The sequence below is a fragment of the Dokdonella koreensis DS-123 genome, from assembly GCF_001632775.1.
GTDB classification, from domain to species: domain Bacteria; phylum Pseudomonadota; class Gammaproteobacteria; order Xanthomonadales; family Rhodanobacteraceae; genus Dokdonella; species Dokdonella koreensis.
Genome location: NZ_CP015249.1, coordinates 231,158 through 258,022, shown reverse-complemented (window position 1 = coordinate 258,022; position 26,865 = coordinate 231,158). Strand labels below are relative to the sequence as shown.

The window sequence follows — 26,865 nt, the reverse complement described above, 5'->3', positions numbered from 1 at the left end:
AACCTCGTTGATCCGCGCCGGCCCGGCCGGCCCGGCGCGTCTTAGGCAACCTGCGCACGCTGGCGCGGTTGGAAATCCTCGGGAAAATGGTTGAGCGCGCTCAGCACCGGATACGGCGTCAGCCCGCCGAGCGCGCACAGCGAACCGTTGAGCATCGTGTCGCAGAGGCTGCGCAGCAGCGCCGTGTTGCCCTCCACGTCGCGCGCCGCCTGGATCTTCGCCACGACCTCGGCACCGCGCGTGGAGCCGATGCGGCACGGCGTGCACTTGCCGCAGGACTCGATCGCGCAGAACTCCATCGCGAAGCGCGCCTGCTCGGCCATGTCGACGCGGTCGTCGAACACCACGATGCCGCCGTGGCCGAGCATCGCGCCGATCGCGGCGAAGGCCTCGTAGTCGATCGGCGTGTCGAACTGCGACTCGGGCAGGTAGGCGCCGAGCGGACCGCCGACCTGGACCGCGCGGATCGGCCGGCCGCTAGCCGTGCCGCCGCCGTAGTCGTACAGCAGCTCGCGCAGCGTCAGGCCGAACGCCTTCTCGACCAGGCCGCCGCGCCGGATGTTGCCGCCGAGCTGCAGCGGCAGCGTGCCGCGCGAGCGGCCGACGCCGTAGTCGCGGTACCACGTGGCGCCGTGCACCAGGATGTCCGGCACCGAGGCCAGCGTGATGACGTTGTTGATGACGGTGGGCCGGCCGAACAGGCCCTTGAGCGCCGGCAGCGGCGGCTTGAAGCGAACCTGGCCGCGCTTGCCCTCCAGGCTCTCGAGCAGGGCGGTTTCCTCGCCGCAGACGTAGGCGCCCGCACCGAGGCGCACGTCGAGCTCGAACGCGCGGCCGCTGCCGCGGATGTCCGCACCGATCCAGCCGGCCGCGCGGGCACGGTCGATCGCTTCGCGGAACAGCGCGAACGCCAGCGGGTACTCGCTGCGCAGGTAGACGTAGCCCTGGGTCGCGCCGACCGCGAGGCCGGCGATCGCCATGCCCTCGACCAGGCGGTACGGATCGCCCTCGAAGATCATGCGGTCGGAGAACGTGCCCGAGTCGCCCTCGTCGGCGTTGCATACGATGTATTTCTGGCCCGCCTCGGCACCGAGCACGGTCTTCCACTTGATGCCGGCCGGGAAGGCGGCGCCGCCGCGGCCGCGCAGGCCGGAATCGAGCACGGCCTGTACGATCGCGCCGCTGCTCATCGCCAGCGCCTGCTCCAGGCCCTGCCAGCCGCCGTGCGCGCGGTAGTCGTCGAGGTCGAGCGGGTCGATCGTGCCGATCCGCGCGAAGCACAGGCGCTCCTGGTCGCGGAAGTAGGCGATGTCCTCGACGCGGCCCTGGCGCAGCCGGTGCGCCGCACCGGCGAGGAAGCCGGCGTCGAACAGGCCGGCGACGTCCTCGGCGGCGACCGGCCCATAGGCGATGCGGCCGGCCGGCGTCTGCACCTCGACCAGCGGCTCCAGCCAGAACATGCCGCGCGAGCCGTTGCGGACCACGACGACCGGCTGGCCGCGACGCTGCGCCTCGGCGCTGATCGCCTGCGCGACCGCGTCCGCACCGACCGCGCGCGCGCTGGTGTCGAGCGGCACGTAGACCCGCACCGGTGTGACGGGCGCGTTCATCGGTCCGCCTCGCAGGTGGCGAGCAGGCGGTCGATCGCCTCGACGCCGAGCCGTCCGTGCACGTCGCCGTCGAGCATCGCCGAGGGCGCACAGGCGCAGTTGCCGAGGCAGTAGACCGGCTCCAGCGTCAACGTGCCGTCGGCCGTGGTTTCGTGGAAACCGATGCCGAGCCGGTCGTGCAGATGGCGCTCCAGCTCGCGCGCGCCCATCGCCTGGCAGGCCTCGGCACGGCACAGCTGCAGTACGTGGCGGCCGGGCGCCTCGCTGCGGAAGTGGTGGTAGAAGCTGATGACGCCGTGCACCTCGGCGCGGCTGAGATTGAGCGCCTGGGCGACGATCGGCACCGCGGCCGCGGGGACGTGGCCGAGCCCGTCCTGGATACCGTGCAGGATCGGCAGCAGGGCGCCGGGCAACGCGCGCAGCCGCTCGACGACGGCGATCACGTGGGCACGGGCGGCAGGCGGCAGGTCGGCCTCGGGCGCGGCGGCCGGGACGGGGGCGAGGCTCATGGCCGCGCCTGCCGGCCGGTGCGCACACCGGCGTGGATCGATCGGGCATCCGGCGCGAGGGGCCCGCGGATGCGGCTGGCAGTGCTGGCCATGGGTCCTCCCGGTGGCTGGCTGTCGGTCCCGATATATGTTGTGAAGAGCTTATCGGGGTTTTCGAGATTACCGCATTGGCCGCGCAATTCAATCGCTTCGTGGTCTAGTATTAGGCTCTGTACAGCCTATTTGCCGGAGCGCGGGCGCTTCATGTTCGAGATCGACATCCGGTCCGAGTGGTCGCTGCGTACCCACGGGGGCGCGGCGCTGCCGGACCACCTGATCCGCCTGCTGGCGGCGGTGCATGCCACCGGCTCGCTGGCCGCGGCCTGCCGCGCCTGCGGGCTGTCCTACCGCTATGCCTGGGGCCTGCTGCAGCAGGCGCAGGCGCTGCTCGGGGTGCCGCTGCTGCGGCCCGTGCGCGGACGCGGTGCGCAGTTGACCGGCTTCGGCGAGCGCCTGGTCTGGGCCGACCGGCGCATCGCGGCCCGGCTGTCGCCGATGCTCGAGAGCCTGGCGACCGAGATCGGCATCGAGCTGGAACGCACGCTGAGCGACCAGGCCGCGCCGCTGCGCATGCACGCCTCGCACGGGTTCGGCGTGGAAGCGCTGCGTCGCTTCCTGGCCGAGGCCGGCACGCCGCTGGACCTGAAATACCGTAGCCCGGACGATGCCCTGGCCGCATTGCGCGCCGGCGCCTGCGACCTGGCCGGCCTGCACCTGCCGGTGGGGCCGATGCAGCAGGAGCTGCTGGCCCACTATGCGGGGCGGCTGGACCCGCAGCACGACCGGGTGGTCCACCTGGCCGTGCGCCGCCAGGGGATCGTGCTGGCGCCGGGCAACCCGAAGGGTGTGCGGGCGCTCGCCGACCTGCTGCGGCCGGACCTGCGTTTCATCCATCGCCAGCCCGGTTCGGGCACGCGCCTGCTGCTGGAGCGGCTGCTGGCGCACGAAGGCCTGGACATCGCGCGCATCCACGGCTGCGACGTGGAAGAACTGACCCATGCGGCGGTGGCCGCCTATGTCGCCAGCGGGCTGGCCGACGCCGGCTTCGGCCTTGAACCGCCGGCCCGGCGCTACGGGCTGGACTTCATCCCGATCCTGTCCGAGCACTACTTCTTCCTCTGCGACGGCAGCCTGCTGGCACACGCGCCGCTGGCCGGCATCGTGGAGGTGCTGCGCGGCGAGCCGTTCCGCACCGAGCTGGACCGCCTGCCCGGCTACGACGCCAGCCTGTGCGGCCGCGTGCAGACCCTGGCCGAGGCGTTTCCGGCCTGAGCGGCGCCCCTTGGCGGGTTTTTCCCGGAATCGGCCTATTGATGGGAAGGACCCGTCGCGATCGCGCGGGCCACCACCATCCACGAGAGGGGTTTGCATGAAGACGCGCGCCGTGACCTGTTCCGCCCTGACGCTGGCCGCCTGGGCCGCCGTGTCGATCGCAGCGGCGATCGGCGCGATGCCGGTTTCCGCGCAGCCGCTCGCGCCGGCCGCCTGCACCGAGAATTTCGAGGACACCGCCACGCTCTACGCCAGCGGCGGCTGGACCCGCTTCAACACGAGCGAAGGGGTTCCGAACGGCTTCGAGCCAACCGTGCTGTGGGACACGATCGGCGCCGAGGGTGGCGTGGCGGATTTCTTCACCTTCGGCGCCCATCGCGGCACCGACTTCTCGCGCATCCTGGTCAACGCGATCGGCGTGGCCGGCGAGGAGCACACCGCCAGCGCGTGGACGCTGACACCGCAGATCCGGTTCCAGCCGGGCGCGCGACTGGCGTTCTGGACGCGGTCGATCTACCAGCCGATGCCACTGGGCGACCGCCTGTACGTGCGCGCCTGCAACAGCGGGCCGTGCACGTCGGTCGGCAGCGGGCCGGACGACCTGGGCGACTTCACGCAGGAGCTCCTGGTGATCAACCCGATGCTGTACCCGACCCTGGGCGGTGACGGTTCACAGGCGGCCTACGGCTATCCCACGTTCTGGACGCGCTACGAGGTCACCCTGCCGGCCAGCGGCGAGGGCCGGGTCGCGTTCCACTACCACGTGCCGAACGTCGGCTACTGGCCCGGCGTCAACAACGGCGTGCTGGTGGCGCTCGATTCGGTGGAACTGGCCGGCGCCGGCAACTGCCCGTTCCCCGGCGCCCCGCTGGATGATCCGCTGTTCGGCGATGCCTTCGACGCCGGCGCGGCCAGCGACACGGTCGCGATCACGCAGAACGCGAACCTGACCGACGTCGAGCCGGTTCCCGAGAACGCCATCTGCGGCCTGGTGGCCGAGTCGAACTTCTACCTGCGCCGCTTCGCGCTGGCCGCCGACCACGGCCTGCAGGCGCGCATCGTCGTCGACAGCGTCGACATCGGCATTGCCCGCGCCGGCACGGTCGGCCGGCTCCCGGTGACGCTGTTCGGCATCCCGCGCGGCGCACCGCTGACGTATGCCAACATGAGCGCCATCGGCAGCGGCGAGATGGCAGTGGTCGGCAACGAAGTGCAGTTCGTGCGCAACGTGCGCACGCCGGGCGTGATCGAGAACCCCACCACCCACGACCTGGTCGTGCAGATCGAGCTGCCGCGCGGCGTCTTCGAGTTCCTGATCGGCACCAACAGCGCGCCGCAGTCGGCACCGAGCTATGTCGCCAGCCAGTGCCAGGTGATGCCGAGCGAGCCCACCGACTGGTCCACCGTCGGCACCTACCAGACCGGCAACAGCCTGGTCATGGCGGTGCACCTGCGCGAGGAACCGCAGCGGCCGGCAGCGGCCGACTGAAGGCGCCCGATGACGGCGATGCATCCCTCCGCCCACGACGAGGACATCACGCGCCTGCTCCGGCAGGCGCGTGACGGCGAGCGCGAGGCCTGGGCGCACCTGCTGCAATGCACCTACGGGGACCTGAAGCGGCTGGCGCATCGCATGCTGTCGCGCGACGCCAGCGCACCCACGCTCAACACCACCGGCCTTCTCAACGAGTGGTACCTGCGCTTCAGCCATGCCGAAGGCGTACCTGAAAGCCGCCGGCACTTCTTCGCGCTCAGCGCCAAGATCATGCGCCAGGTCATGTGCAGCTACGCGCGCGAGCGCCTGGCGATCAAGCGCGGCGGCGAATGGCAACGCGTGGACCTGGGCGAGCTCGATGCGCGCGCCGATGCCGAGAGCCTGGGCTTCGTCGCGCTCGACCAGGCCCTCGATGCGCTCGCGGCCGAGAACGAGGCCCTGGTGCGGGTCGTCGAATGCCGGTTCTTCGCCGGCATGAGCGAGGTGGAGACGGCGGAGGCCGTCGGCGTCTCGCTGCGCTCGGTGCAGCGCCTGTGGTTCCAGGCGCGGGCGCAACTGGCCCAGTTGCTGGAGCCGCGATGAGCACCGGCGCGCCGCTGGACGGCTTCCTGCGCTTCGAGCCGGGCGCGGCGCTGCGCAGCAGCCTGGCGCAGCGCCTGCTGCTCGACGAACGCCTGGCGCTGCTGCCGGGTCAGCGCGTCGGCGCGTTCCGGGTGCTGCGCGAGATCGGTCGCGGCGGCCTCGGCGCGGTCTACCTGGCCGAACGCAGCGACGTCGACTTCAGCCAGCGCGTGGCTCTCAAGGTGGTCGGCTCGCGCAGCGATCGCAGCCGCGGCGAGATCCTGCTGGCACGCGAGCGCCAGGCGTTGGCGCGGCTGCAGCATCCGTGCATCGCCCGCCTGGTGTCCGGCGGCCGCAGCGGCGAATTGCTCTGGTTCGCGATGGAGTACGTCGAGGGCCAGCGCATCGACGCCTACTGCGAGGCGCGCGCCGCCGGCTGCCGCGAGCGCATCAGGCTGCTATTGCAGGTGTGCGCGGCGATCGGCCATGCGCATTCGCAGCTGGTGATCCATCGCGACCTCAAGCCATCCAACGTGCTGGTCACGGCGCAGGGCGAGGTGCGGCTGCTCGATTTCGGCATCGCCGGCCTGCTCGACGCCGAGTGCGGCGACGACCCGGCGGCAACGGCGTCCACGCCGGGCTACGCCAGCCCGGAACAACGCAACGGCCAGCCGGCCGGCATCGCCAGCGACATCCACCAGCTCGGCCAGCTGCTGGCACGGCTGACCGCCGGCCTGCCGGTGGCGGCACGGCGACACGCGGACCTTTCGGCGATCGTCGCCAAGGCGCTGGCGCCACGGCCCGAAGACCGCTACCCGAGCGTGGACGCGCTGGCCGCCGACCTGCGCGCCTTGCTCGACCTGCGCCCGGTCAGTGCGCGCCGCGCGGGTGCCGGCACGCGGCTGCGGCTGCTGACGCTGCGCCATCCCTGGTCGGTCGGCGCCTGCCTGCTGCTGGCGTCCCTGCTCGCGGCCAGCCACGCCTGGTACCTGGGGCGTGTCGACCAGGCCCGCCGGCAGGCCGAACGCGAGGCCCGGACCGCGCAGCAGATCGCCCGCTTCATGGTCGACGTCTTCAGGGGCGCCGGCCCCGACCAGCCGCGCACCGGTCCGCCCGACGTGGAGACGCTGGTCGCGGCCGGGGCGGCACGCGCGATGAACGACCTGGCCGGTGCACCGGAGCTGCAGGAACCGCTGCTCTCCGCGCTCGCCAGCGTCTACCTGCTCACGCTGGACAACCCGACGGCGGCGCTGCCGCTGTTCGAGCGGGCCGCAGCGCTGGCCGCCGAGCACGGCTCGACGCTGCCGGACGGCGAACGCCACGCCCGCATCCAGCTGCACGCCGTGGCGCTGCGCAATCTCGGCCGCATCGCCGATGCCCGCACGGTGATCGAGCAGGCGCTTCCGGCGCTCGGCGAGGGCATCGAGAATGCGCGGCCGCGCGCCGACCTGATCGGCGTGCTGGCCAGCCTGGCGTTCCACGACCGCCGGATCGCTGACTCGATCGCGTTGTTCGAACAGGCGATCGGCCAGGCGCGCCGGCTTGGCCCGGACGAGCCGACGATCCACTTCCTGCAGTTGAACCTGGCCGTCCCGATGCGCCAGGCCGGACGCATGGCCGAGGCGCTCGCCATCGCGCGCGAGGCCCTGGGCAGCGCCCGGCGGCTGTCGGGTCCCGATCATTCCAGCGCGATCCATGCCCAGCGCCTGCTGGCCGACCTGCTGACCGATGCCGGCGACGCCGCCGGCATCGACGAAGCCGGCGTGCTGCTGGCCGATGCGCACGCCCGGCTGATACGGCTGGACGGCCCCCGCTCGACGCGCGCGCTGTCGGCCGAGATGGCACTGGCACGCCTCGATGCCCGCCGCGGCGCCCCTGCCTCGGCACGCCGGAGGCTGATGGCCGTGCTGGAGACGTTCGATGCGCTGCCCGCGGGCACCCATATCGAGCGCGCGCTGCTGCTGCGCCTGCTCGGCGACCTGGATCTGGCCGGCGGCGACGCCACTGCCGCGCTGGCCCGCTACCGTGCGATGGAGCAGGCGATGACCGGCAACGAGGTGGTCGATTTCGGCGACTTCGGCGTCCGCACCGCCTGCGCGCTGCTGGCGCTGGGCCAGACGGCGCAGGCCCAGACGGCACGCGACCAGGCAAAGGCACGGGCGGACAGCGCCGGTCCGGCCGCACCGGTCCAGGGCGACCTGCAGGAACTGTCACGCCGCTGCGCGCCGGCGGCGGTGCGGGCCGGACTGGCCACGTTCGCCTCGTAGCGCAGCCACGGCCGCTGCTACGCTGGGCGGCGCATCCGTCCAGGAGAACGCGCCGATGAGCCGTACCGATCCAGCGCCGCTGCAGGTGGCCTGCCCGCACTGCCATGCCGTCAACCGCGTGCCGGCGCAGCGGCTCGGCGACCGCCCGGTCTGCGGGCGCTGCCGCGACACCCTGTTCGCCGGCGTGCCGTTCGCCCTGGCTGCCGCGCATTTCGACGCACATGCAGTGCGCGCCGATGTGCCGCTGGTCGTCGATTTCTGGGCGCCGTGGTGCGGCCCGTGCCGGACGATGGCGCCGGCCTACGCGCAGGCCGCGACCATCCTGGAACCGCAGGTTCATCTGGCCAAGATCGACACCGAGGCGGAGCCGGCGCTGGGCGCACGCTTCGGCATCCGCAGCATTCCTACGCTGGCGGTCTTCCTGCACGGCCGCGAACTCGCGCGCCAAGCCGGCGCGCTGCCGGCGCAGGCGATCGTGCAGTGGGTACGCCAGCAGCTTCCCGGCTGATTGGAGGAACCCGGCCGCCGGGCGGGAGCCCGGCTCCACCCGCCCGGCGCTGGCGCAGGTCGAGGATTTCGGCGTGATGACCCGGCGCGTGCGCCCGGGCGTGCCGGTGCCGGCCGGCGTCCCGCGACGCCGCCGGCTGGTTGCGCGCCGGCGCCGGGCCGATCTCACTCGAAGCCGGTGGCGAAGATCTGCTCCGGATACAGCGGATTGCGCGCGTAGAACACGTCCCAGGTGCCGTTGGTATCGCCCGGCACCAGGTCCGCGCTGGTCGAGTACCACACGATGCCGCTGCCGTCGGCGCTGATGCGCGGCGGGCCGGCATTGCCGCCGGCCGGCTGGCCGTTGGGCAGCAGGCTGACCAGTGCGATCAGGCCCTCGACCAGGTCCACCACGTAGATGCCGCTGGTCACGTCGGGCCCCGGTATCAGCTGGTCGGTCGAATAGAACACCAGGTACTGGCCGGTGGCCGAGAAGTCCGGCTCCTCGTTGAAGCCCTCGCGCGGCAGCGACGTGGAGAGCGGCACGCTGATCGCGACCGTCGTATCGCTGCCAGGCAGGCGCACGTACAGCGTGCTCTCGGCAAACGGCGCCCAGTCGGGCATGTTCGAGGCGGTGGTGGAGAACGCGACGATGCTGCCGTCCCAGTTCGTCGCCACGATGTTGCCGACCTCGGCGTTCGGCTGGGTGCTCACCGGCCCGAGGCTGATGCGGCGGGTCGAACCGTCCAGGCCGGCCACGAAGGCGTCACGCACGCCGTTGGTATCGCCCGGCACCAGGTTGCTCGCGGTGCTGGTGTAGATGGCGTGATCGCCGCCGGCCGCGATACGCACGTTGTCGACGTCCTGGTTGCCCTGCACGCCGCCGGGCCCCAGGCCGACACGGTAGGTCGTGGCGGTCGGCAGGTCGCGAATGAAGACGTCGGCCCAGCCGTTGGTGTCGCCGGCGACCAAGCCGTTGTCGCGGCTGCCGAAGGCGGCGCGGCGCCCGTCGTAGCTCAGCGTCGGCGGCTGGCAGACGGTGGTGGCCGGCTGGCCGCTGGGGCGGCGGTCGATCATCGACACCGTGCCGGCAGCGCGATCGAGCAGGTAGCAGTTGAGGAAGCCCGAGTCGGGCAGCAGGCCACCGTAGGAGGTGAAGGCGATCCGCGAACCGTCGCCGGAGATCGACGGATAGTTGCTGGCCCCCACGCTCTGCGCACCGGCGGCGGTCAGGCTGACGCGGGTCGTGGTGCCCAGCACGCGATCCCTTACGAAGACGTCGGTGGCGTTGTTGGTATCACCGGGGACCAGGGTGCTGGCATCGCTGGCGAAGGCGACATAGCGGCCGTTGCCCGAGATCACCGGGAAGCGGCTCTGCGAATTGCCCTGCGCGCCGGTGGTCGAGACGCTGATACGCTCGACCGCCGGGGCCGGCAGGGCGACGGTGCAGGCGGCCAGGGCCACAAGGGCCTGGTACGGACGGGCGACGAGAAGGCGAGGGTTCACGAGCGGCTCCTGGGCAGATGATCTCTACTGGAGACCTGCTACGCAGGAAGGCGGCGGAAACCCCAACGCGCGCGACAGCGCACCGGGCCGGCACTCCCGTCCTACCGGCCGGGTGCCTGCGCCCAGGCTGCCGGCGCTGCCGTTGCGGGACGCGGATGCACCTGCGGCAAGGGCGAAAAGCCCGGCGAGGCGCCGGACCTGGCCATGGGTCGTCCGTAGGAAATTTCCTACGCCCCCAAGAGCCCGTTTCCTACAGACAGGCGAGCCATCGATACCCATAGTCGGCGCGGGGACGCTACAGGCCGGCCATCAACCGCCGGCCGTAGCCGCGACGCGCATCGGCGCCGTCGATCGCAAGGGGAGTCGCTGGCGGGTTCATCGCGCTGTTCCGTGCACGAGCGCGGGCGGTGGCCATGCCACGGCGAAGAAGGCAGGCAACCACCAGGGGAATTGCGTCATGACCGCAAGAACCGTCGTCGCGTCGGCTTTGCTCGGAACGCTCTGCTTCAGCGGCTGCGCCACCGGATTCAGGGGAGCGCCCAAGCTGCCGTTCAATCCGGAACAGGCCTACGTCGCTTTCGAGAGTGGGAAGGAACTGGAGCGGCTCGCTGCACTCGGGCCGACCGACACCAAGGAAGAACGCAACGAACTGGTGACCCGGCTGATCTCGGCCGTGGACCTCCGGTACTCGGAGTTCAAGCACGATTTCGTCGCCAACCGCAAGCACGCATCGAGCATCGCCGACACCCTGACGCTGGCGATGACCGTGGCGGGAACGTTGACGACATCCGCCGGCGTCAAGGACCACTACCTTGCGGGCATCGCCCTGGTGACCGGAAGCCAGGGCATCTACGACAAGAACTACCTCTTCGCCCAGACCGTCTCCGCCCTGATCGCGCAGATGGATGCCAACCGCAAGGAGAAGCTACTGGAGATAGTCACCGCCATGTCCGAGGACATGGCCTCCTACCCGCCCATCTCGGCGTTCAACGACATCATTGACTACCATCATGCGGGCAGCGTGATGGGGGCGCTCATTGCGATACAGAGGGACGCCCGGAAGAAGGAGGAGAAATCGGCCAAGGCATTGCAGGGCCGCTAGGGTTGGCCCCTCACCGGGCCGGCGCCGGCATCGAAGGACGCCGGCGCAGCGAAAGCGTGTCGCCGGCGGTAGGCTCGCATCAGGCAGCTTCAAATCAGGGGGAGGCACCGTGACAGGATTCGATTTCCTTGCACCGGCCGATCTGGCCGAGGACGAGACCCGCCGCATCGCTCACGAGATCCAGCGCTACTACCCGCAAGTCTCCGATCCGCGGATCGAGGCGGCACATCAGCTGCCGTTCTATCCCGGATATGTCCTGCTGGCGGTACGCGCCGATGATCCCGGCGATGCTCCCCCCTACTGGTGCGTGGCCGACCTGGCGGCCGCGCAGGCCTGGATCGTCGATCCACAGGGAACCGCGATCGAGCGGATCGATCGCGTGGCGCCGCTGGTGCTGTCCTCGGATCGCCAGGCAGCCGACTACGTACGCTTCCGACTGGCGTTCCTGCACGATCGTCGACACAAGCGCCGGTTCAGCCTTGCCGGACCTTCGGACCAGGCCATCACCGCCATCCCCGAGAACGGCGGCTTCACCGTGCAAGTGCAATTGTTCGACCAGGCAGACCTGCAGAAACCCCGCGCAGCATCCGCGCGCATCTTCGTCCGACCGGGAAGCGGCATCGTCTTCGCGCAGCCCGAAAGCGGCTGGCGCGAAACCGTGGAAGGCATCGCACCGGCCGATGCGCGAGCCGTGCACCGAGGCGTTTCACTCGCTCGCGTGGCGACGCCCCATTTCGTCGATGCCTGGCCGACAAAATGGATACCCCCCGCACGATCCCGCGGTGGCCTCGACGACACTCCGTCGGTCGAGGCGATACCCGAGCCATACGCGAACCTGCTCGACGGTTTCGGTATCGGCGAGGAAGAACGAGACCGATCGCAGGTGATCGTGCGCTCCATACCGCTGCCCTTCTACCGCACCTTTCGGCTGTTCGAAACGATCGTGGCCAATGCCGACGGGACGGCGCAGACCGGCTATTGCCTGGGGCGCCTGCGACAGACCGGGAAGGGTTGGGAGTTCCATTGGCTCAACGGGAGCAGCGCGCCGATCCACGGCGCAAACGAGGCCGTGCTCGCCGACGGAAGCACGGAAATCGATCTCGACCCTGCCGCACCCCAAGATGAGGCCGGCGATGCGGCCGGCGATGCGGCCGGCGACCGGGTGGCGGCGTACATCCGCTTCTTCTGCTGGGCCGTGGAAGGTGACGAAGGTCCTTTCTTCGCGCCTGATCGACTACACCGGATCGAGCTGACCGAGGCGATGCCGGCATCGGTGGCGAGCGCAATCGATGATTCCGGCCTGCTGGAGCGGATGCGCGACACCGGCCGACATCCCGGCTCCGACACCGAAGAAGCCACGTTCCGGCGCGAAGCGCTACTGATCTACGGAAGTACCGTGTTCCGGGCGGAGTTCGCGGTGAGCCCGAGCGGCAAGATCGGCATGGTCGACGACGAAGCGCTGCAGGCGCCTGTCGCGCCGGAGGTGCGGAGCCTTCGCGCACCACCTCATCGCGTGTGGAACGGCGCCACGGCGCCCCCACCCGTCGCCAGTCCGCCATCGGACGAAACGCCGACAGCGCCCCCGCCCGATCGCGTGCGTGCGCCCAGAATCGAGAACGGTGCGGAGATCTTCGAGGGCTACGACTTCGACAGCGCCCCATCGATCGCGAGCCTGGCAAATCCGGCGCATGACCGCGTGTTCCGGGGATGCCGTTTCCGCTCCGGCCTGTCCCTCCAGGGGAAGAAACTGGCGTCGGTGCATTTCGAAGGCTGCATCTTCGAACCCATTCCGGATCAGCCGGGTGTCGCCGTCGATCTTTCCGGCGTGAATGCCACCGGCTCGGTGCGATTCGTCGATTGCCAGATGCAAGGAAGCCTGCGTGCCGTGCAGGCCGACGTCGGCGGCGAGCTGGAGGTGCTCGCGTGCACGCTCGCCAAGCAGGTCGCGGACGCCGCGTTCCGGCGCGTGCCACAGATGAAGGCAGGCGGCACCGAGTCGTTCCAGAACGTCTCCAATGCGCTCGTCCAGGACCGATGCGACATCGACTTCTCTGGCATCTCGGTAGGCGGCTCGCTGGTGATCGGCGCCGCTCGCCAGAACGCCGGGAACTGGATCCGGACGCTCGTCACCGGTGCAATCACCCTGCCGCGCGCGCGCGTGGGCCGGGACCTGCGGTTTTCCGGATTGTGGTGCCACCAGCTCATCGACGTCGGCAGCGCGCGCGTGGGGCAGGTGTGCATCTTCGGCAACGATGGGGAGGGCACCATCGACGACGGCACGTCCGAGGGATGTACCTGCCTGGACGTGCAGGCAATCGCCGCCAGCAGCCTGGTGTGCGAGGAAGCGGGCTTCTCGCACCTGCGCCTCGGTGACCAAGCGGTACCGGTCGCCGGACGCGGTTACGTGGATCTCAGTCATGCCAGGATCGGAAAGTATCTTCGGTTCTTCCGCGCCGAACTCGGTGGCCGCCTCACGCTTCGTGCAGTCGACATCGACGGCGATGTGCTGTTCACCCAGACACGTGTCGGCGAGACCATCGACCTCGCCTTTGCGTCGATACGCCGGTTCTTCGGCACCGGCTCGCGCAACTCGGCGTATCTGTCGGAGTACCTGCTGCGCTGTGGAGGCGACATCGTCTTCTCCGGCGCGACGATCGGCGGCATCGAGCTTTCCGGCGCCGAGATCGAAGGGCGGTTCGAGTTCATCACCGGCACGCTCGGCTGCCTGTACGTTCTACCCGCCTTAGTCCTGCGCAAGGATGGGCGCATCGACGTAGCGACCACCCGGATGCGCGGATTGGCCATGCGCAACGTAACGGTCGAGGATGACGTCAGGCTGCATTCGATCCGGGTCGGCGGGTTGCCGGGCATGCTGTTCAAGCGGTTCGTCCGCTGGCTGGACCAGCCCGACCGGATCGGCATCCAGATCGAGAACTCCACCGTAGGCGGCCATTTCACCACGCTGCCCGAGCATCGAAGCCTGGCCGAGTCGTTCCGTCTCGATCACGAAGAGCTCGACCGCAGCATCCCGGCCGTGCGCAGCTTCCTGGACCAGTTGGAAGACGAAGAACACGGTGCCCGCCCTAGGACCGAGCGCATCGTCGGCGGTGACGTCCTCCTGCGGGCCAACCGCTTCGAGGGCTCGCTGCACCTGCGCGACCTGTGCGTGTTCGGCCGGCTGATCGTGGCCGACAGCGAGATCGACATCGACTTCAACCTGGAGTCGAACCAGCCCACGACGCGGGGTATCCAGCGTGGCCTGCAGACGCAGTGCGTCGAGGCGGACTTCGAGAAGATCCTCTGCAAGGGCGACGTCAACCTGACCGGCCTGTTCGTGCGCACGCTCCTGGACGCGCCCAAGGGTCGCGGATCGGAGCTGCCGATCTGGGCGACCGGCAATGGCCGGCTGAACCTGCGCGATGCCGACATCAAGGGAGACCTGCTGCTGGTCCAGGAGGCCGTGGGTTCGGATGCTTCCGCAAGCAGCCATGCCCGCGTCGAGGGTCAGCTCGACCTCTCCGCCGTCAAGGCCAGCAAGCTGGCGCTGACCGGCGAGAACCTGACCAACGCGGAGTCCAGCGTGGTTCTCGAGCGCGCGCAGCTGAGCCGCCTGGAGATCATCCGCCCGACGCCCTCGACGATCGACCTCACGGCCATCAAGGTCGAGCGCTGGTGCTTCGGGCACCAGGACGCGGCGTCCCATTGGACCGATCCCACCGCCAAGGACTACATCGACGTGCTTTCGAAGATGGAGCCGGTCGATCGCGGCGTCTGGATCGCCGTGGAGTCGTCCCTGCGCAACCAGGGGCTGGACGCTTCGGCCAACGAGATCTATCGCGCGATGCGCACGCAAGGGCGGCGTCATCTGAGCCGCGTGCGCAAGGCGTTCGACAGCCTGTCGTGCATGACGCTGTCCTACGGGACCCGCCCCTGGCGTCCGCTGCTGCCGCTGCTGCTGTGCTTTGCCGTACTTGCCGTGCTGTTTTCCCAGTCCGAGAACGTCGCACCGACGTCGGACCTGATTCAAGCATCGGGGGGCGATTGCCGGAGCCTGTTGCCGCCGGATCTCACACTTCCCGCCTCCGGTCCGATGCACCCGGCGGTTCCATCCTGTGAACAGCTCACTCCCGTGCTTCTCGGCTACAGCTGGAGCGCCGTCGATGGGCTCTATCTGGCCCTGCGCCATACCGTGCCGGTGATCGACGTGCTCAGCCACGAGGATTGGAAGGCCGCGCACCGGCCGATCGCGCTGCCCGCGTGGACCGGCCGGTCCACACGGATCCGGATGGATGCGCTGGCGTCGCTGGTGTCTCTCTACGCCTGGATCGCCGTGCCGATCTCGCTGTTGTTCTTCGGCACCAAGGTGTTCCGCAAGAGCCGCGAATAGCCCGCTTCGCCGCTGATGCCGGACCGGTCGCGCGGACCGCCTCAGTCCGAGCGGCCGATCTGGCGCACGCGGGTTTCCAAGGCGAGGCGGTCCAGCGCCTCGACCGGCAGCGCCATCAGCAGCGACAGGCGGTGCTGGAGCACGCGCAACGCCGTGCTGAACGCCTTGTGGACCTGCTCGGGCGAGCCGTCGGCCTCGGCCGGATCCTCGATGCCCCAGTGCGCGGTGATCGGCTGTCCCGGCCAGATCGGGCAGACCTCGCCGGCCGCCCGATCGCAGACGGTGACCACCAAGTCCATTTCCGGCGCGCCGGGGACGGCGAACTCGTCCCAGGCCTTGCTGCGCAGGCCGTCGGTCGGCAGGCCCGCTTCCCGCAGGACCTGCAGGGCCATCGGATGGACCTGGCCTCGCGGCAGGCTGCCGGCGCTGTAGGCGCGGAAGCGGTCCTTGCCCAGGTGGTTGGCCACGGCCTCGGCCAGGATGCTGCGCGCCGAGTTGCCGGTGCACAGGAACAACAGGTTGTAGCGGCGATTCATGGAGGCACCTCGGAGGGAGAAGGGGACGGGGCTGCGCGCTCGTACCAGCCCTTGGACGCGTTGACGATGCGGACGACGGACAACATGACCGGCACCTCGACCAGGACGCCGACCACGGTCGCGAGCGCGGCGCCGGAGTGGACGCCGAACAGGCCGATGGCAGTGGCCACCGCGAGCTCGAAGAAGTTGCTGGCCCCGATCAGGGCCGAAGGGCCCGCCACGCAGTGGGCGACACCCAGCCGGCGGTTGAGTCCGTACGACAGGCCCGCGTTGAAGTACACCTGGATCAGGATCGGTACCGCCAGCATCGCGATGACCAGCGGCTGCGCGACGATCCGGCCGCCCTGGAAGCCGAACAGCAACACCAGCGTGACCAGCAGCGCGGCGAGCGACAACGGCCCCAGGCGCTTCAGGACGGCCTGCACGGCGGCCTCGCCGCCCCGCCGCAGCAGCCGCCGGCGCAGGCCGGCGGCCACCAGGACCGGCGCCACGATGTAGAGCCCGACCGAGGTCAGCAGGGTGGGCCAGGGCACGGTGATCGAGGAGAACCCCAGCAGCAACGCGACGATCGGCGCGAAGGCCACCACCATGACGAGGTCGTTCAGCGCCACCTGGCTCAGCGTGAACTGCGGATCGCCGTCGCACAGGTGGCTCCAGACGAAGACCATCGCCGTGCACGGCGCCGCCGCGAGCAGGATCAAGCCGGCGAGGTAGGCGTCGAGCTGGTCGGCGGGCAGGTACGGGGCGAACACGTGGCGGATGAACAACCAGCCCAGCAGGGCCATCGAGAAGGGCTTCACGGCCCAGTTCACGAACACCGTCACGCCGATGCCCCGCCAGTGCTGCCGGACCCGGCTCATCGCGCCGTAGTCGATCTTCAGCAGCATCGGAACGATCATCAGCCAGACCAGGGCGGCGATCGGCAGGTTGACCTTGGCGGCTTCCATCGCGCCGAGGGCGGCGAAGGCGGCGGGAAACAGGTACCCCAGGCCGGTACCGGCGACGATGCACAGCGCCACCCACAGGGTCAGGTGGCGCTCGACCACACCCATCCGCCGCGAAAGCGGCGCCGGAGCGACCGCCGTGCTCATCGGCGCGCCCGCCTGGGAGCGGCAGCCGGCGCGCAGGCTACCGGCAGGCAGGCGGCCGCACCGGCGCCGCCACAGCAGTTGCGCGTGAGAAACTCGATCAGGCCGTTCATCGCATCGAAATCGGCGCGATAGCAGATGCAGCGGCCGCGCTGCTCGCCCTGGATCAGCCCCACGGCACTCAGTTCCTTGAGATGGAACGAGAGGGTGGCGCCGGGCAGTGACAGCGCCTCGGCGATCTCGCCCGGCATGCGGCCCGCGGGACCGGCCTCCACCAGCAAGCGGAACACCGAAAGCCGGGTGACGTGCCCGAGGGCGGAAAGGGCGAGGCTTGCATCTTTTATTTCCATCTTTCTAGAATAATCGAATCAGTACCACTCGGCAATCATCGTGACCGACCAGCCCCTGCCCCATGTCACCCCCGCGGCCCTCCCGCGGCCCGACCTCGCCAGGCTGAGCCAGCCCGGCCCCGACCATCCACCCCGCATCCTGATCCTCTACGGCTCGCTGCGACCGCAGTCCTACAGCCGCAAGCTGGCGCTGGAGGCGGAGCGCCTGCTGCAGCACCTGGGCGCCGAGACACGGTTGTTCGATCCGCACGACTTGCCGCTGCTCGACAGCGTGGGGGCCGACCACGCCCAGGTGCAGGCCCTGCGCGCGCTGTCCCTCTGGTCGGAAGGCCAGGTCTGGATCAGTCCGGAGCGCCATGGCGCGCCGACGGCCGTGTTCAAGAACCAGATCGACTGGCTGCCGCTGGATGACGGCGGCGTGCGACCGACCCAGGGGCGGACGCTGGCCGTCATGCAGGTCTGCGGGGGCTCGCAGTCGTTCAACGTGGTCAATGCGCTGCGTGTGCTCGGCCGCTGGATGCGCATGGTCACCATCCCCAACCAGTCGTCGGTCGCCAAGGCCTGGCAGGAGTTCGACGAAGCGGGACGCATGAAACCTTCGCCCTACTACGACCGGGTCGTCGACGTGATGGAGGAACTGGTCAAGTTCACGCTGATGGTGCGTGGCCGCAGCGACTACCTGACCAGTCGCTACAGCGAACGCAAGGGCGCCGAGGCGGCGCGGGCACTGGCCCGTGCATCCGGCGCTACCGAATGAAGGGCGCAGGCACGCAAGGCGGCGGACATCCTTCCGGGGTTCTGCGTCGATGGCCGGCCGGATGCATTGCCGCCGGCCCGGCCCGGCTTCATTCTGTAACGGGTCGCGCCTACCTTGGGATCGCCGTGCGCGGCACCGGAGCGAGTCGCCCGTCCTCCCTGGAGCAGAGCCATGCGATTGAATGCAGCAGCGAAGCAAGCCCTCGCCACCGGCACCCAGCAGGCCGATGACCTGCTCAAGGCGCGGCGCAAGGCACGACAGACGCGGAACCTGGCACTGGCGGCGGCAACACCCGCCGGCACGCGGCGCGGCGCGCGCGGTGCGGCGGCGGCGAGGCAGAGCGCCGGCTGGCTGCTCGCCGAAGGCGATTCCTGGTTCGACTACCCGTTCAACGATGTCCTCAAGGTGCTGGAGGACGCCTACGGGTACGAGGTCGAATCAGTGGCGCACAAGGGCGACACGATCGAGAGCATGGCCTACGACGGCGGTCAGCTCGATGCACTGGTCCGGCGCCTGGAACGCATGCTGCGCTACGGACAGACGCCCAAGGCGGTGCTGCTGTCGGGCGGCGGCAACGATATCGCCGGCGAGGAGTTCTCGCTGCTGATCAACCATGCCCGGTCGCCGGTCGCCGGATTCAACGCGCGGATCGTGGACGGGCTGATCGACGAACGCCTGCGGACGGCCTACCTCACCATCATCGCGGCGGTGACGCGCGTCTGCGAAGGCACTCTCGGGCATGCGCTGCCGATCCTCCTGCACGGCTACGACTACCCGGTGCCGGACGGCCGCGGCTTCGCCGGCGGCTGGGGGCCGCTGCCCGGGCCCTGGCTGGAACCGGGCTTTCGCAGGAAGGGTTTTCTCGGCGAAACCGCACAGGCCTGGCAGGCGCGCATCACGATGCTCGGCGCGGTCATGGATGCGTTCAACGGCATGCTGGGCGAGATCGCCTCGCTCAACCGCCTGCCGCACGTGCACTTCGTCGAACTGCGGCGAACCCTGTCATCCGGCGCCGACTACAAGGAATGGTGGGCCAACGAACTGCATCCGACCCGGCAAGGCTTCGAGCAGGTGGCCGCGCGCTACCAGGACGTGCTCGTCACGCTCTAGGATCGACCGGCAGCGGCCACGGCGACATGTGCACGCCGACTGGCGAACCTGGGTAGGAGAGCATCGCGCGTGAAGCCCATGTCGTTCGGCCGGATCGCATCACGGCTGTTCCCGGAGCACTTCCGGCCCGTGACCCGCTGCCTGGCCTCGGACTACCCGATGTGCCCCGAGCTGGCCGGGACGCGTCTCGGCGAGGTGCTCAAGTCCTTCCGTCCCGGGTCGCCGCTGATCGACGCGCACAACCGGCTGCTGGGTCCCGACCGGCTCGAGGCCGAAGACGGCGTGGTCGTCTTCGGCGAGGAACACCAGCACGTCAGCTACTGGGGCGTCGCCGTCGCCGACCTGGCGGCCGACGACCCGCCGGTGCTGCGGGCGGAAAACCGCGAGCCGATCGCCTGGCATCCGGAGTTCGATCGCCTCGACACGTTCCTGTCGGTGTTCTGCCTCTGGCAGGCGATCAACGGCGCCTGGCCGTTCCACGGTGCCGGACGTACCGGTCCGAACGGCGTGACGAAACAGCTGCGCAGCCAGCTCGAACCGATACCGCTCCGCGCGAATGGATCGGGACTCGCGTTCTTCGCCGGCGGTTCCGAACGGATCGTCGCGATCGCGGGGCGCGAGCTGTTCGCCGCCGCCCGCACCGAGGCGGCATGGACCGCACTGCAGCGCGCCGCCCCGGCGATCGAGCCGCAGCACGAGACGTGAGCGCAGCGGTTTCGCCGACACGTGGTCCAGGATCGGTGGACAGCGACGGATGCAGCGCCCACGCGCCGCTTCGGCGCGGGCTGCGGGATTAGGGCGTGTCATCAATCCCCCGGCAGGTCGCGTTGGCCCTGGAAAGTCGTCAGGGGGTGGTGTGTGGCGCCGCGCCTGACTGGCCGTCAGGTCAAGCCGCGCAACGCACGCTGGCGGCTTTCCAGGGCCAACCCGTAGGGCCGCTCTTGCGTGCGCCCGGGACTGCGTCATCGCTCGGGCGTGGACCGACGTCCACTTCCTCCCTCTTCCTTGTCCCGGACGCACGCAAGAACGGCGCGGCCTACTGAGGGATTGATGACACGCCCTAGGTACCGCGCACCAGCCGGTTCTGCGCCAGGTCTGGATAGACCCGGGCCGTGCCGTCGAACAATTCCCAGGCGCCGGCCAGCGCGTCGACTGCCGCGTGCATAGCCGGCTGGGCCGATGCGTGTGCGGTCAGCGTGCCGCCGGCGCAGGCCACCTCCAGCGCGAAACCCTCCGGCTCCAGGCGCGCGCCGAGCACCGGTCCCGAGCGCAGCAGCGCGACCAGTTGCTGCACGGACGCCTCCAGCCCGGCCATCTGGTCGGCCGACAGGTTTCGCGGCAGCGAGGCAGTCGAGCGCACGCCGGCCGGCGTCGATACCGTCCAATGCCGCGCCTTGAGCACCAGGCCGGCGCCGAAAAGGATACCGACCCGGGGATCGTCGGGAAGCGAGCGGACGAAGTTCTCCACCCCCGTCCCGGGCAGCGCGGCCAGCCAGACGGCGAGCAGCGCGTCCGGCGACGAGGGTTTCGGCTTCGCACGCGGCTTTTTCCGCCCGCGCATCGTCCTGATGCGCTCCGATGCCCAGGGCAGCGCCGCCTCCGCCTCGATGCGCTCCCCCTCCGGCGTCTGGACGACCCCGCCGGCGATCAGCGCGATGTTGGCGGCGACCAGCACCGCGCACATCGCATCGGCGCCGGACGCGCCGAAGCTCAGCGCCGCGACGCCGTCGAACCGGCGCGATGCCAGCTCGGCCGGTACCGCTGCCGCGTCGTCCAGTTCCCATTGGAACCCGCAGCCGGCATCGCTCAAGCGACACGGACACCACCCGGTTTCCGTGGCGAAGTCGTACGGTTCGGCAAACGCGAAGGTCGGCTCCATCCCGCGGATGCTCGACGCCAGCCAGGCGTCGTCAGGCAACGCGCGCAGCGGAAGATAGACCACGTAGCTTGCGGACATGCGGATCCCGGCGGGTCGGCCCTTGCGTGGTCGCCATGGTAGCCGTTGGCAGTCATGTCCAGCGTGCTGTGGCGCCGCTGGTCACCCGCGCGCGGCGGAACGGCTCCGATCCGCCCTGAGCCCGCACTGTGCGGCGAGACCTGCGTGACCGGCACGTCCCTGCGCCAGGGCGTCGCCACCACGATGGGCCAGCCGTGCGGCCACGATCTTCACGCCTTCGCCTCTCGTTGCAGCAGCGTGCGCTTGCGCTCGACGCCCCAGCGGTAGCCGGACAGGCCACCGTCGCTGCGCACCACGCGATGACAGGGAATGGCGACCGCCAGGCGGTTGGCGCCACAGGCCTGGGCCACCGCGCGTACCGCGCGCGGCTGGCCGATGCGCCGCGCGATCTCGGCATAGGACGCCGTGGTGCCGGGCGGGATCTGCCGCAAGGCCTGCCAGACCCGTTCCTGGAATGCCGTACCGCGCACGTCCAGCGGCAGGTCCAGGCCGCCGGCCGGCGCCTCCACGAAGCCCACCACCGTGGCCACCCGGTCCTCGAACGCGGCGTCACCGCCGATCAGGTTGGCCTGGGGGAACTGGTCCTGCAGGTCCTGCACCAGCGCATCGGGATCGTCGCCGAGCAGGATCGCGCACACGCCCTTGCCGCTTTGCGCCACCAGGATCGAACCCAGCGAGCATTCGCCGACGGCGAAGCGGATGTCGGCGTTCCGGCCGCCGGCGCGGTAGTCCTTCGGGCGCATGCCCAGGCGCTCGTCGGCGGTCTCGTAGAAGCGGCTGCTGGAACCGAACCCGACGCCGTAGAGGGTATCGGTGATCGACGCGCCGTCACCCAGGCGCTTGCGCAGCTCCTGTGCGCGGTGGGCGGCTACGTAGTCCTTCGGCGTGAGACCGATCGCGGCCTTGAACACCCGATGGAAATGATGCGGGCTGAGGCCGGCGCGCGCGGCCAGCTCACCCAGGGACGGTGCCGTATCGCTGGCCTCGATGTACCGGCAGGCCTCGGCGACGAGCGCCGCGTGCTGCGCGTCAACCACGGTCCGATCCGCCGCCGCGTGGCGGCTGGGCCGGTAGCCGGCGGCCTCCGCCTCGGCCGCCGTGGCGAAGAACTCCACGTTCTCCGGACGCGGCAGGCGCGAGGCGCTGCTCGGGCGGCAGTACACGCCGGTCGTCCTGACCGCATAGACGAAGCGATCGTCCGCGGCCGGATCGCGCGCCACGACGGCGGCCCAGCGCGGGTCCCGGACGACATCGACGGCGGGGGAATGGGAAGGTTTGCGATTCATTGAACGATCCATCGGCCAGTTGCGATGGGACCACGATAGGCATGCGAGCCGGAAGACACACTCCGAGTCTTGCGGTCGAATTCTTCATCCGGTCTGAACCCGATTCTCCGGCCGCGACGGCACGGGCTTCAGGTCCGGCCGCTGGCGCACGTTCGTTCGATCGAAAGCGCCATGCGCGGACCTCCCGATGCGGGTTTCGCCGATCCCGCGCGGGTCACGGCTGGGCACGCCACGTCCCCACCTTCGTGGAATGGTCTGCGCACCGTGCGTAGGGCGCTGTCGGACCTCATCACCGGAACCTGGACGCGCGCCCGCCATTCTCCCTGGCCTCGCCGCGGGCGCTGGAGACGCCGGGCGGGACGGCAAGACGGCCGTGACCCGCCCGGGCGCAGGGAGAGGCCGATGATGCTCGCGTCACTCGCTACGCGAATGAGCCATCATTTCTCCCGCAGCATCCGTTGCATGCGCGCATAGTCCCGGCGATAGTGCTTTGCGAGCTTGAGTTTCTGGGGATCGGTGAGGATCTTGCCCGAGACCTGGAAGAACTTCCTTTCTTCCTCGCGCAGGTGGTGGTGCACTTCGTGCGAGAGCTTTCTCGCCGTCGCCAGCCAGCCTCGACCCGAGGTGTCCTCTTCCTGCAACTGCTCGACCAGTTCGTCCATCTCGTGATGCTCGTGCAAGGCATGGCGTGACGGACTCAGCCCCATGTCCTCCATCAGGATCGGGACATACAGGTAACGCTCTTCGGCAGCCGCATGAGCGGCAAGCTCGATGCGCAGGTCGCTGAACAAGGTGATGCGATGTTCCGTATGAGGCTTGGAGCGCAGCAGCCTCCGGCACAGCGAACGTTGGATCTGATGGCTCTCACGCAGCGCGTCATAGATCGTATCGCTCACGATGAAACTCCTTTGCCGATAGCGGGGTTAGCCGTAGGCACGGACACGATGGCGAAACCTCGATGTGCCCGATGACCCGGCGTCGCGCGGTCTTCCGGGATGGGGGCCGGTGCTCAGGCCAGTGTTCGCAGCCGGGGCTCTCGATTCCACTGCCGCGTCTGCGCGGCCTTGATGAAGCCCTTGCTGTCGGTGGCATCGATCACCCCGGCATCCTTGGCAATGCCTGCTGCCTGCAGCACCGGGCGTGCCCCGCCATCGAAGGCGATGGCCTTGAGGTGGCCGAACGCGTCGCGCAGCCAATCCACCGCGGCGGCTTCCTTCGCCAGCGCCTTGCCGGCGGTGTCCGACAGCACTATCGCTACCGCATCGAACAGGATCGACGGGGTGCCGGCGAGCTGGCCGTCCACGGCCTGCTTCCTGCCGTTGCTCAGCGTGGCGCCGCCGATCTTTGGAGCGACGATCTTGACGGAAGCCCCGGCGCCCTCGGCGGCCTTGCGCAAGGCCTTGATCGTGGCGGCATCGGAGCCGTCGTCGACCAGGATGCCGACCTGCCGGCCTGCCAGCGTGGCTTTCATCTTGCCGATGACCTGCAGCGCGGGCGACAACGGCAGGTCCTGCGGCTTCATCGCAGCCGGCGGCGCCGGCGGAATGGCGTCCAGGGCAAGCCCGCTGGCGACGCGCTTGGCCAGGTCAGGATCGACATGGCGTAGATGACCGACCACGGCCTCGCGCACATGCGTGGTTTCCACCTTGGACAACTCGAACACCAAGGCCGAGGCGATGTGCGCCTGTTCGGGCGGCGTCTGACTGCGGTAGAACTGCCGCGCCTGGCTGTAGTGGTCGGCGAAGCGCTCGGCGCGGATGCGGCCCTTGGCACCGTCGTCGGACGGCTGGGCATAACTGCGGAAACCGCTGACCGTTTCGCGTGGGCTGTCGGCCTGCAGCGAGCTGGGGTCGTAGTTCACTCGCCCCTTGGGCACGTGCATCTGCATGTGCCCATCCCGCTGCACGTTGGCGAACGGACACTTGGGTGCGTTGATCGGGATCTGGTGGAAATTCGGCGAGCCGAGTCGCGAAAGCTGGGTGTCGAGGTAGGAAAACAGCCGCCCCTGCAGCAGCGGATCGTTGCTGAAGTCGATGCCGGGCACGATGTTGGCCGGGCAGAAGGCCACCTGTTCGGTTTCGGCGAAGAAGTTGTCCGGCCAGCGGTCGAGAACCATCCGGCCGACCACGGTGAGCGGCACCAGCTCCTCCGGGATCAGCTTGGTCGGATCGAGATGGTCGAACGGAAACCTTGCCGCGTCCTCTTCGGTGAAGAGCTGCACGCCGAACTCCCATTCCGGATAGTCGCCGCGCTGGATCGCCTCGAACAGGTCACGGCGATGGAAGTCCGGATCGGCACCCGCGAGCTTCACCGCCTCGTCCCACACGGTGGACTGCAGGCCCAGCTTCGGCCGCCAGTGGAACTTGGCGAAGGTCGACTCGCCCTTGGCGTCGACCAGCCGGAAGCTGTGGACGCCGAAGCCCTCGATCATGCGCAGCGAACGCGGTATGGCGCGATCGCTCATCGCCCACATGATCATGTGCATCGACTCGGGCGTGAGCGAAATGAAGTCCCAGAAGGTGTCGTGCGCACTGGCCGCCTGCGGGAAGCCGCGGTCGGGCTCCATCTTCACCGCGTGCACGAGATCGGGGAACTTGATCGCATCCTGGATGAAGAACACCGGGATGTTGTTGCCCACCAGGTCCCAGTTGCCCTCCTGGGTATAGAACTTCACCGCAAAGCCGCGTACGTCGCGCGGTGTATCGATAGAACCCGCGCCACCGGCGACGGTAGAGAAGCGAGTGAATACCGGTGTTCTTTCGCCGACGTCGGTGAGCAGCCTGGCCGTGGTGTATTTCTTCAGCGACTTCGTCAACTCGAAATAGCCGTGCGCCGCCGATCCACGCGCATGCACGATGCGTTCGGGTATGCGCTCATGGTCGAAGTGGGTGATCTTCTCGCGGAGGATGAAGTCCTCCAGGAGCGTCGGACCGCGGGGCGTGGCGCGCAGCGAGTTCTGGTTGTCGCCGACCGGAATGCCCTGGTTGGTGGTCAGCGGCGGATGCGTGCCGCCGGCCCGCTGGTGCAGCTCGCCGCCATTGCCCTTCTGGTCGGGACTACTGCGTTGCGGACGGTTGGCAGAATTGCTCTTGGAGCTCCGGGCCATGACGTGCTCTCCTTGTATGGCTGGCTGCTTGTGCGTCTAGCTGCAAGGGAACCTAGACCTCACCGGACCTTGCCGAGTGAATTTTCCGTTACCCGGCGTGCGCATCACCGTTATTCACGGTTCGCCGTTCATGTTGCTCGTCGTGGTGGCAACGTACGGTCAGGAAATCCGTGAGATCGAGATGAAAGGCGGGCATGCACGGGTTGCCGAAGGGCGGCGGAAGAAGCGCGCCGGCAATGCCCGCGAAATCACGTTGGGCTTACGCCTGCCGCCTTGGGCCAGACCCAGGACCCGGCTGCAGCGCCGGCCTCCATCCGGCGAGCCGCGAGATCACGCTGGAACGTAGCTCAACCTGATCACGTCCTCGCCAATGCGATCGCTGGCCACCAGGCGGAGCGGCGGCCGGGGTCCGGCGAAGTAGGGCGTGCCCTGACCCAGCACGACGGGGTGCAGGTAGATCCGATACTCGTCGATCAGGCCCAGCTCGGTGAGGCTTCGCGCCAGGTTCGGGCCGGCAACTTCGATCTCCCCGTCGCGCCCGGCCTTCATCGCGCGGATTGCACCTTCGAGATCGTCCCCGACGAGGCTGGCGTTGGGGCCGACCGACTTCAACGAGCGCGAGACGACCCATTTCGGCTGGTTCCGCCACGCTGCCGCGAAGGCTTGCTCATCGGCACCCCATTCCGGGTGATCGTCGTCCCAGTAACGCATGACCTCATACATCCGGCGACCGTAGACACTGCCCGCCTGCCCCCGGGCTTCCTCGATGAAGTGGCGGAAGAGCGTGGGACTGGGCCCGAACGCCATGTGGTCGACGTAGCCGTCCAGGGACTGGTTCATTCCGAACACGAGCTTGGCCATACCCGTTCTCCTCACACGCACAGCCGCGCGGTCGTGTATGCGTCATGCGACCGGCTGAAGCCGGATCGACTGATCTTATCTCGCAATCGGTTGGGCGCGCGTGTACGAACGCCCACCCCCGGATGCCCTTGCGAGCCCGCATGGGCGGTCGGGACCCGCGTCAGATGTCCGCGTCGGAAGCGCGCTGCGCGCGCGCGAAATCCTCGGGGACGGAGGCCCGAAGCCAGGGCCCGCGTTCATGCAGGAGCTGCGGCGGCTTCCGAGAGGCGACAGACCCGCCCGACGGCCACGATGAGCTGCAAGGCCGCTGTCGCCTGCCGCGGCGGAGCCTTTCCGCATGGCTCAAAGCCGACGCCATGCCGGCGCACGCGCGACGGCTGTCGCGTACATGATGCTGTAGGCATAACTTGTCACTTCGCAGTGAGCATAACCTGTTCGTTTGCACGGCATTCTGACCGATAAACGGTTGATTCTGTAGGAAAAATTGGCCAGCAGCCTACAGCCTGGCTTTGCGCGCCCCTTCGAGCGTCCGCCGATCGTGCAAGGCGTGGTGGAGCGTTAGGTTCAAGCAACGCCTCTG

Annotated in this window: 22 protein-coding genes; 11 read left to right on the top strand and 11 right to left on the bottom strand. The window is 69.3% G+C overall.

Features of this window, described 5'->3' with window-relative positions; all coding sequences use genetic code 11:
• Positions 1-41: 41 nt before the first annotated feature.
• Entirely contained in the window at positions 42-1,610 is a 1,569-nt protein-coding gene (locus tag I596_RS00985) for a formate dehydrogenase beta subunit (RefSeq protein ID WP_067642892.1), read from the bottom strand.
• On the bottom strand, positions 1,607-2,119 hold the full coding sequence (locus I596_RS00980; RefSeq protein WP_083965264.1) for a formate dehydrogenase subunit gamma: 513 nt from the start codon (positions 2,117-2,119) through the stop codon (positions 1,607-1,609). The genes I596_RS00985 and I596_RS00980 overlap by 4 nt, the downstream gene beginning before the upstream one ends.
• Before the next feature lie 243 nt (positions 2,120-2,362).
• Here I596_RS00980 and I596_RS00975 point away from each other — a divergent pair, with 243 nt between their 5' ends.
• The 5 genes from I596_RS00975 (at position 2,363) to trxC (ending at position 8,261) form a co-directional block, all read left to right on the top strand.
• Complete coding sequence (locus I596_RS00975; RefSeq protein WP_067651231.1) at positions 2,363-3,430, top strand: substrate-binding domain-containing protein; 1,068 nt, start codon at positions 2,363-2,365, stop codon at positions 3,428-3,430.
• 97 nt (positions 3,431-3,527) lie between these two features.
• Entirely contained in the window at positions 3,528-4,919 is a 1,392-nt protein-coding gene (locus I596_RS00970) for a choice-of-anchor J domain-containing protein (RefSeq protein WP_067642889.1), read from the top strand.
• An 18-nt stretch (positions 4,920-4,937) separates the two neighbouring features.
• Positions 4,938-5,507 (top strand): ECF-type sigma factor, encoded by a 570-nt coding sequence (locus tag I596_RS18655; RefSeq protein WP_190278955.1) that lies wholly within the window; start codon positions 4,938-4,940, stop codon positions 5,505-5,507.
• Positions 5,504-7,753, top strand: a complete 2,250-nt coding sequence (locus I596_RS00960; RefSeq protein ID WP_067642885.1) for a serine/threonine-protein kinase — start codon at positions 5,504-5,506, stop codon at positions 7,751-7,753. Before I596_RS18655 ends, I596_RS00960 begins: the two co-directional genes overlap by 4 nt.
• A 55-nt stretch (positions 7,754-7,808) precedes the next feature.
• Positions 7,809-8,261 (top strand): thioredoxin TrxC, encoded by a 453-nt coding sequence (trxC, locus tag I596_RS00955; protein ID WP_067642883.1) that lies wholly within the window; start codon positions 7,809-7,811, stop codon positions 8,259-8,261.
• Between the two features lie 164 nt (positions 8,262-8,425).
• On the opposite strand, the gene I596_RS00950 is transcribed toward trxC, so the two are convergent.
• The gene (locus I596_RS00950) at positions 8,426-9,745 is read right to left on the bottom strand and encodes a TolB-like translocation protein (protein ID WP_150131948.1); all 1,320 of its coding nucleotides are present in this window, start codon (positions 9,743-9,745) and stop codon (positions 8,426-8,428) included.
• 457 nt (positions 9,746-10,202) lie between these two features.
• Between I596_RS00950 and I596_RS00945 the strand changes: the two genes are divergently transcribed.
• Together I596_RS00945 and I596_RS00940 are read left to right on the top strand one after the other, a co-directional pair.
• Positions 10,203-10,847 (top strand): hypothetical protein, encoded by a 645-nt coding sequence (locus I596_RS00945; RefSeq protein ID WP_150131947.1) that lies wholly within the window; start codon positions 10,203-10,205, stop codon positions 10,845-10,847.
• Between the two features lie 109 nt (positions 10,848-10,956).
• Positions 10,957-15,234: a hypothetical protein gene (locus I596_RS00940; RefSeq protein WP_067642874.1), complete on the top strand. Its 4,278-nt coding sequence runs from the start codon at positions 10,957-10,959 to the stop codon at positions 15,232-15,234.
• 41 nt (positions 15,235-15,275) lie between these two features.
• Here I596_RS00940 and I596_RS00935 read toward each other — a convergent pair whose 3' ends face one another.
• Genes I596_RS00935 through I596_RS00925 form a run of 3 tightly spaced genes read right to left on the bottom strand, consistent with a single transcriptional unit; the run spans position 15,276 to position 17,208 of the window.
• Complete coding sequence (locus tag I596_RS00935; RefSeq protein ID WP_067642870.1) at positions 15,276-15,770, bottom strand: arsenate reductase ArsC; 495 nt, start codon at positions 15,768-15,770, stop codon at positions 15,276-15,278.
• The gene (gene arsB, locus I596_RS00930) at positions 15,767-16,822 is read right to left on the bottom strand and encodes an ACR3 family arsenite efflux transporter (RefSeq protein WP_067642867.1); all 1,056 of its coding nucleotides are present in this window, start codon (positions 16,820-16,822) and stop codon (positions 15,767-15,769) included. The genes I596_RS00935 and arsB overlap by 4 nt, the downstream gene beginning before the upstream one ends.
• 35 nt (positions 16,823-16,857) lie before the next feature.
• Positions 16,858-17,208, bottom strand: coding sequence for an ArsR/SmtB family transcription factor (locus tag I596_RS00925; protein WP_067642864.1), 351 nt, complete (start codon positions 17,206-17,208; stop codon positions 16,858-16,860).
• A 40-nt stretch (positions 17,209-17,248) separates the two neighbouring features.
• Here I596_RS00925 and arsH point away from each other — a divergent pair, with 40 nt between their 5' ends.
• From arsH to I596_RS00910, 3 genes are all read left to right on the top strand, one after another.
• Positions 17,249-17,965: an arsenical resistance protein ArsH gene (gene arsH / locus I596_RS00920; RefSeq protein ID WP_067642861.1), complete on the top strand. Its 717-nt coding sequence runs from the start codon at positions 17,249-17,251 to the stop codon at positions 17,963-17,965.
• Positions 17,966-18,136: 171 nt separating this feature from the next.
• On the top strand, positions 18,137-19,075 hold the full coding sequence (locus I596_RS00915; protein WP_083965263.1) for a GDSL-type esterase/lipase family protein: 939 nt from the start codon (positions 18,137-18,139) through the stop codon (positions 19,073-19,075).
• A 69-nt stretch (positions 19,076-19,144) separates the two neighbouring features.
• Positions 19,145-19,780, top strand: a complete 636-nt coding sequence (locus I596_RS00910; RefSeq protein ID WP_150131946.1) for a hypothetical protein — start codon at positions 19,145-19,147, stop codon at positions 19,778-19,780.
• Positions 19,781-20,135: 355 nt separating this feature from the next.
• On the opposite strand, the gene I596_RS00905 is transcribed toward I596_RS00910, so the two are convergent.
• From I596_RS00905 to I596_RS00890, 4 genes are all read right to left on the bottom strand, one after another.
• A complete protein-coding gene (locus tag I596_RS00905; RefSeq protein ID WP_067642852.1) occupies positions 20,136-21,032 on the bottom strand; it encodes a hypothetical protein in 897 nt (298 codons plus the stop codon).
• A gap of 209 nt (positions 21,033-21,241) precedes the next feature.
• Positions 21,242-22,318, bottom strand: a complete 1,077-nt coding sequence (gene ada, locus I596_RS00900) for a bifunctional DNA-binding transcriptional regulator/O6-methylguanine-DNA methyltransferase Ada (protein ID WP_067642849.1) — start codon at positions 22,316-22,318, stop codon at positions 21,242-21,244.
• A 437-nt stretch (positions 22,319-22,755) separates the two neighbouring features.
• Positions 22,756-23,214 carry a hemerythrin domain-containing protein gene (locus I596_RS00895; protein WP_067642846.1) on the bottom strand — a complete coding sequence of 153 codons (459 nt, stop codon included), beginning with the start codon at positions 23,212-23,214 and terminating at the stop codon, positions 22,756-22,758.
• Positions 23,215-23,327: 113 nt separating this feature from the next.
• Positions 23,328-25,424, bottom strand: coding sequence for a catalase (locus I596_RS00890; protein WP_067642843.1), 2,097 nt, complete (start codon positions 25,422-25,424; stop codon positions 23,328-23,330).
• Positions 25,425-25,500: 76 nt separating this feature from the next.
• Between I596_RS00890 and I596_RS18330 the strand changes: the two genes are divergently transcribed.
• On the top strand, positions 25,501-25,770 hold the full coding sequence (locus I596_RS18330; protein ID WP_150131945.1) for a hypothetical protein: 270 nt from the start codon (positions 25,501-25,503) through the stop codon (positions 25,768-25,770).
• On the opposite strand, the gene I596_RS00885 is transcribed toward I596_RS18330, so the two are convergent.
• Entirely contained in the window at positions 25,755-26,285 is a 531-nt protein-coding gene (locus I596_RS00885) for a dihydrofolate reductase family protein (protein ID WP_067642840.1), read from the bottom strand. The two genes, I596_RS18330 and I596_RS00885, sit on opposite strands and share 16 nt — an antisense overlap.
• Positions 26,286-26,865: the final 580 nt, after the last annotated feature.

Bases quoted from the DNA above. Each gene is read 5' to 3' on its own strand.
- I596_RS00985 (WP_067642892.1), bottom strand. From the start codon at position 1,610: ATGAACGCGCCCGTCACACCGGTGCGGGTCTACGTGCCGCTCGACACC.
- I596_RS00980 (WP_083965264.1), bottom strand. From the start codon at position 2,119: ATGAGCCTCGCCCCCGTCCCGGCCGCCGCGCCCGAGGCCGACCTGCCG.
- I596_RS00975 (WP_067651231.1), top strand. From the start codon at position 2,363: ATGTTCGAGATCGACATCCGGTCCGAGTGGTCGCTGCGTACCCACGGG.
- I596_RS00970 (WP_067642889.1), top strand. From the start codon at position 3,528: ATGAAGACGCGCGCCGTGACCTGTTCCGCCCTGACGCTGGCCGCCTGG.
- I596_RS18655 (WP_190278955.1), top strand. From the start codon at position 4,938: ATGCATCCCTCCGCCCACGACGAGGACATCACGCGCCTGCTCCGGCAG.
- I596_RS00960 (WP_067642885.1), top strand. From the start codon at position 5,504: ATGAGCACCGGCGCGCCGCTGGACGGCTTCCTGCGCTTCGAGCCGGGC.
- trxC (WP_067642883.1), top strand. From the start codon at position 7,809: ATGAGCCGTACCGATCCAGCGCCGCTGCAGGTGGCCTGCCCGCACTGC.
- I596_RS00945 (WP_150131947.1), top strand. From the start codon at position 10,203: ATGACCGCAAGAACCGTCGTCGCGTCGGCTTTGCTCGGAACGCTCTGC.
- I596_RS00935 (WP_067642870.1), bottom strand. From the start codon at position 15,770: ATGAATCGCCGCTACAACCTGTTGTTCCTGTGCACCGGCAACTCGGCG.
- arsB (WP_067642867.1), bottom strand. From the start codon at position 16,822: ATGGGTGTGGTCGAGCGCCACCTGACCCTGTGGGTGGCGCTGTGCATC.
- I596_RS00925 (WP_067642864.1), bottom strand. From the start codon at position 17,208: ATGGAAATAAAAGATGCAAGCCTCGCCCTTTCCGCCCTCGGGCACGTC.
- I596_RS00915 (WP_083965263.1), top strand. From the start codon at position 18,137: ATGCGATTGAATGCAGCAGCGAAGCAAGCCCTCGCCACCGGCACCCAG.
- I596_RS00905 (WP_067642852.1), bottom strand. From the start codon at position 21,032: ATGTCCGCAAGCTACGTGGTCTATCTTCCGCTGCGCGCGTTGCCTGAC.
- ada (WP_067642849.1), bottom strand. From the start codon at position 22,318: ATGAATCGCAAACCTTCCCATTCCCCCGCCGTCGATGTCGTCCGGGAC.
- I596_RS00890 (WP_067642843.1), bottom strand. From the start codon at position 25,424: ATGGCCCGGAGCTCCAAGAGCAATTCTGCCAACCGTCCGCAACGCAGT.
- I596_RS00885 (WP_067642840.1), bottom strand. From the start codon at position 26,285: ATGGCCAAGCTCGTGTTCGGAATGAACCAGTCCCTGGACGGCTACGTC.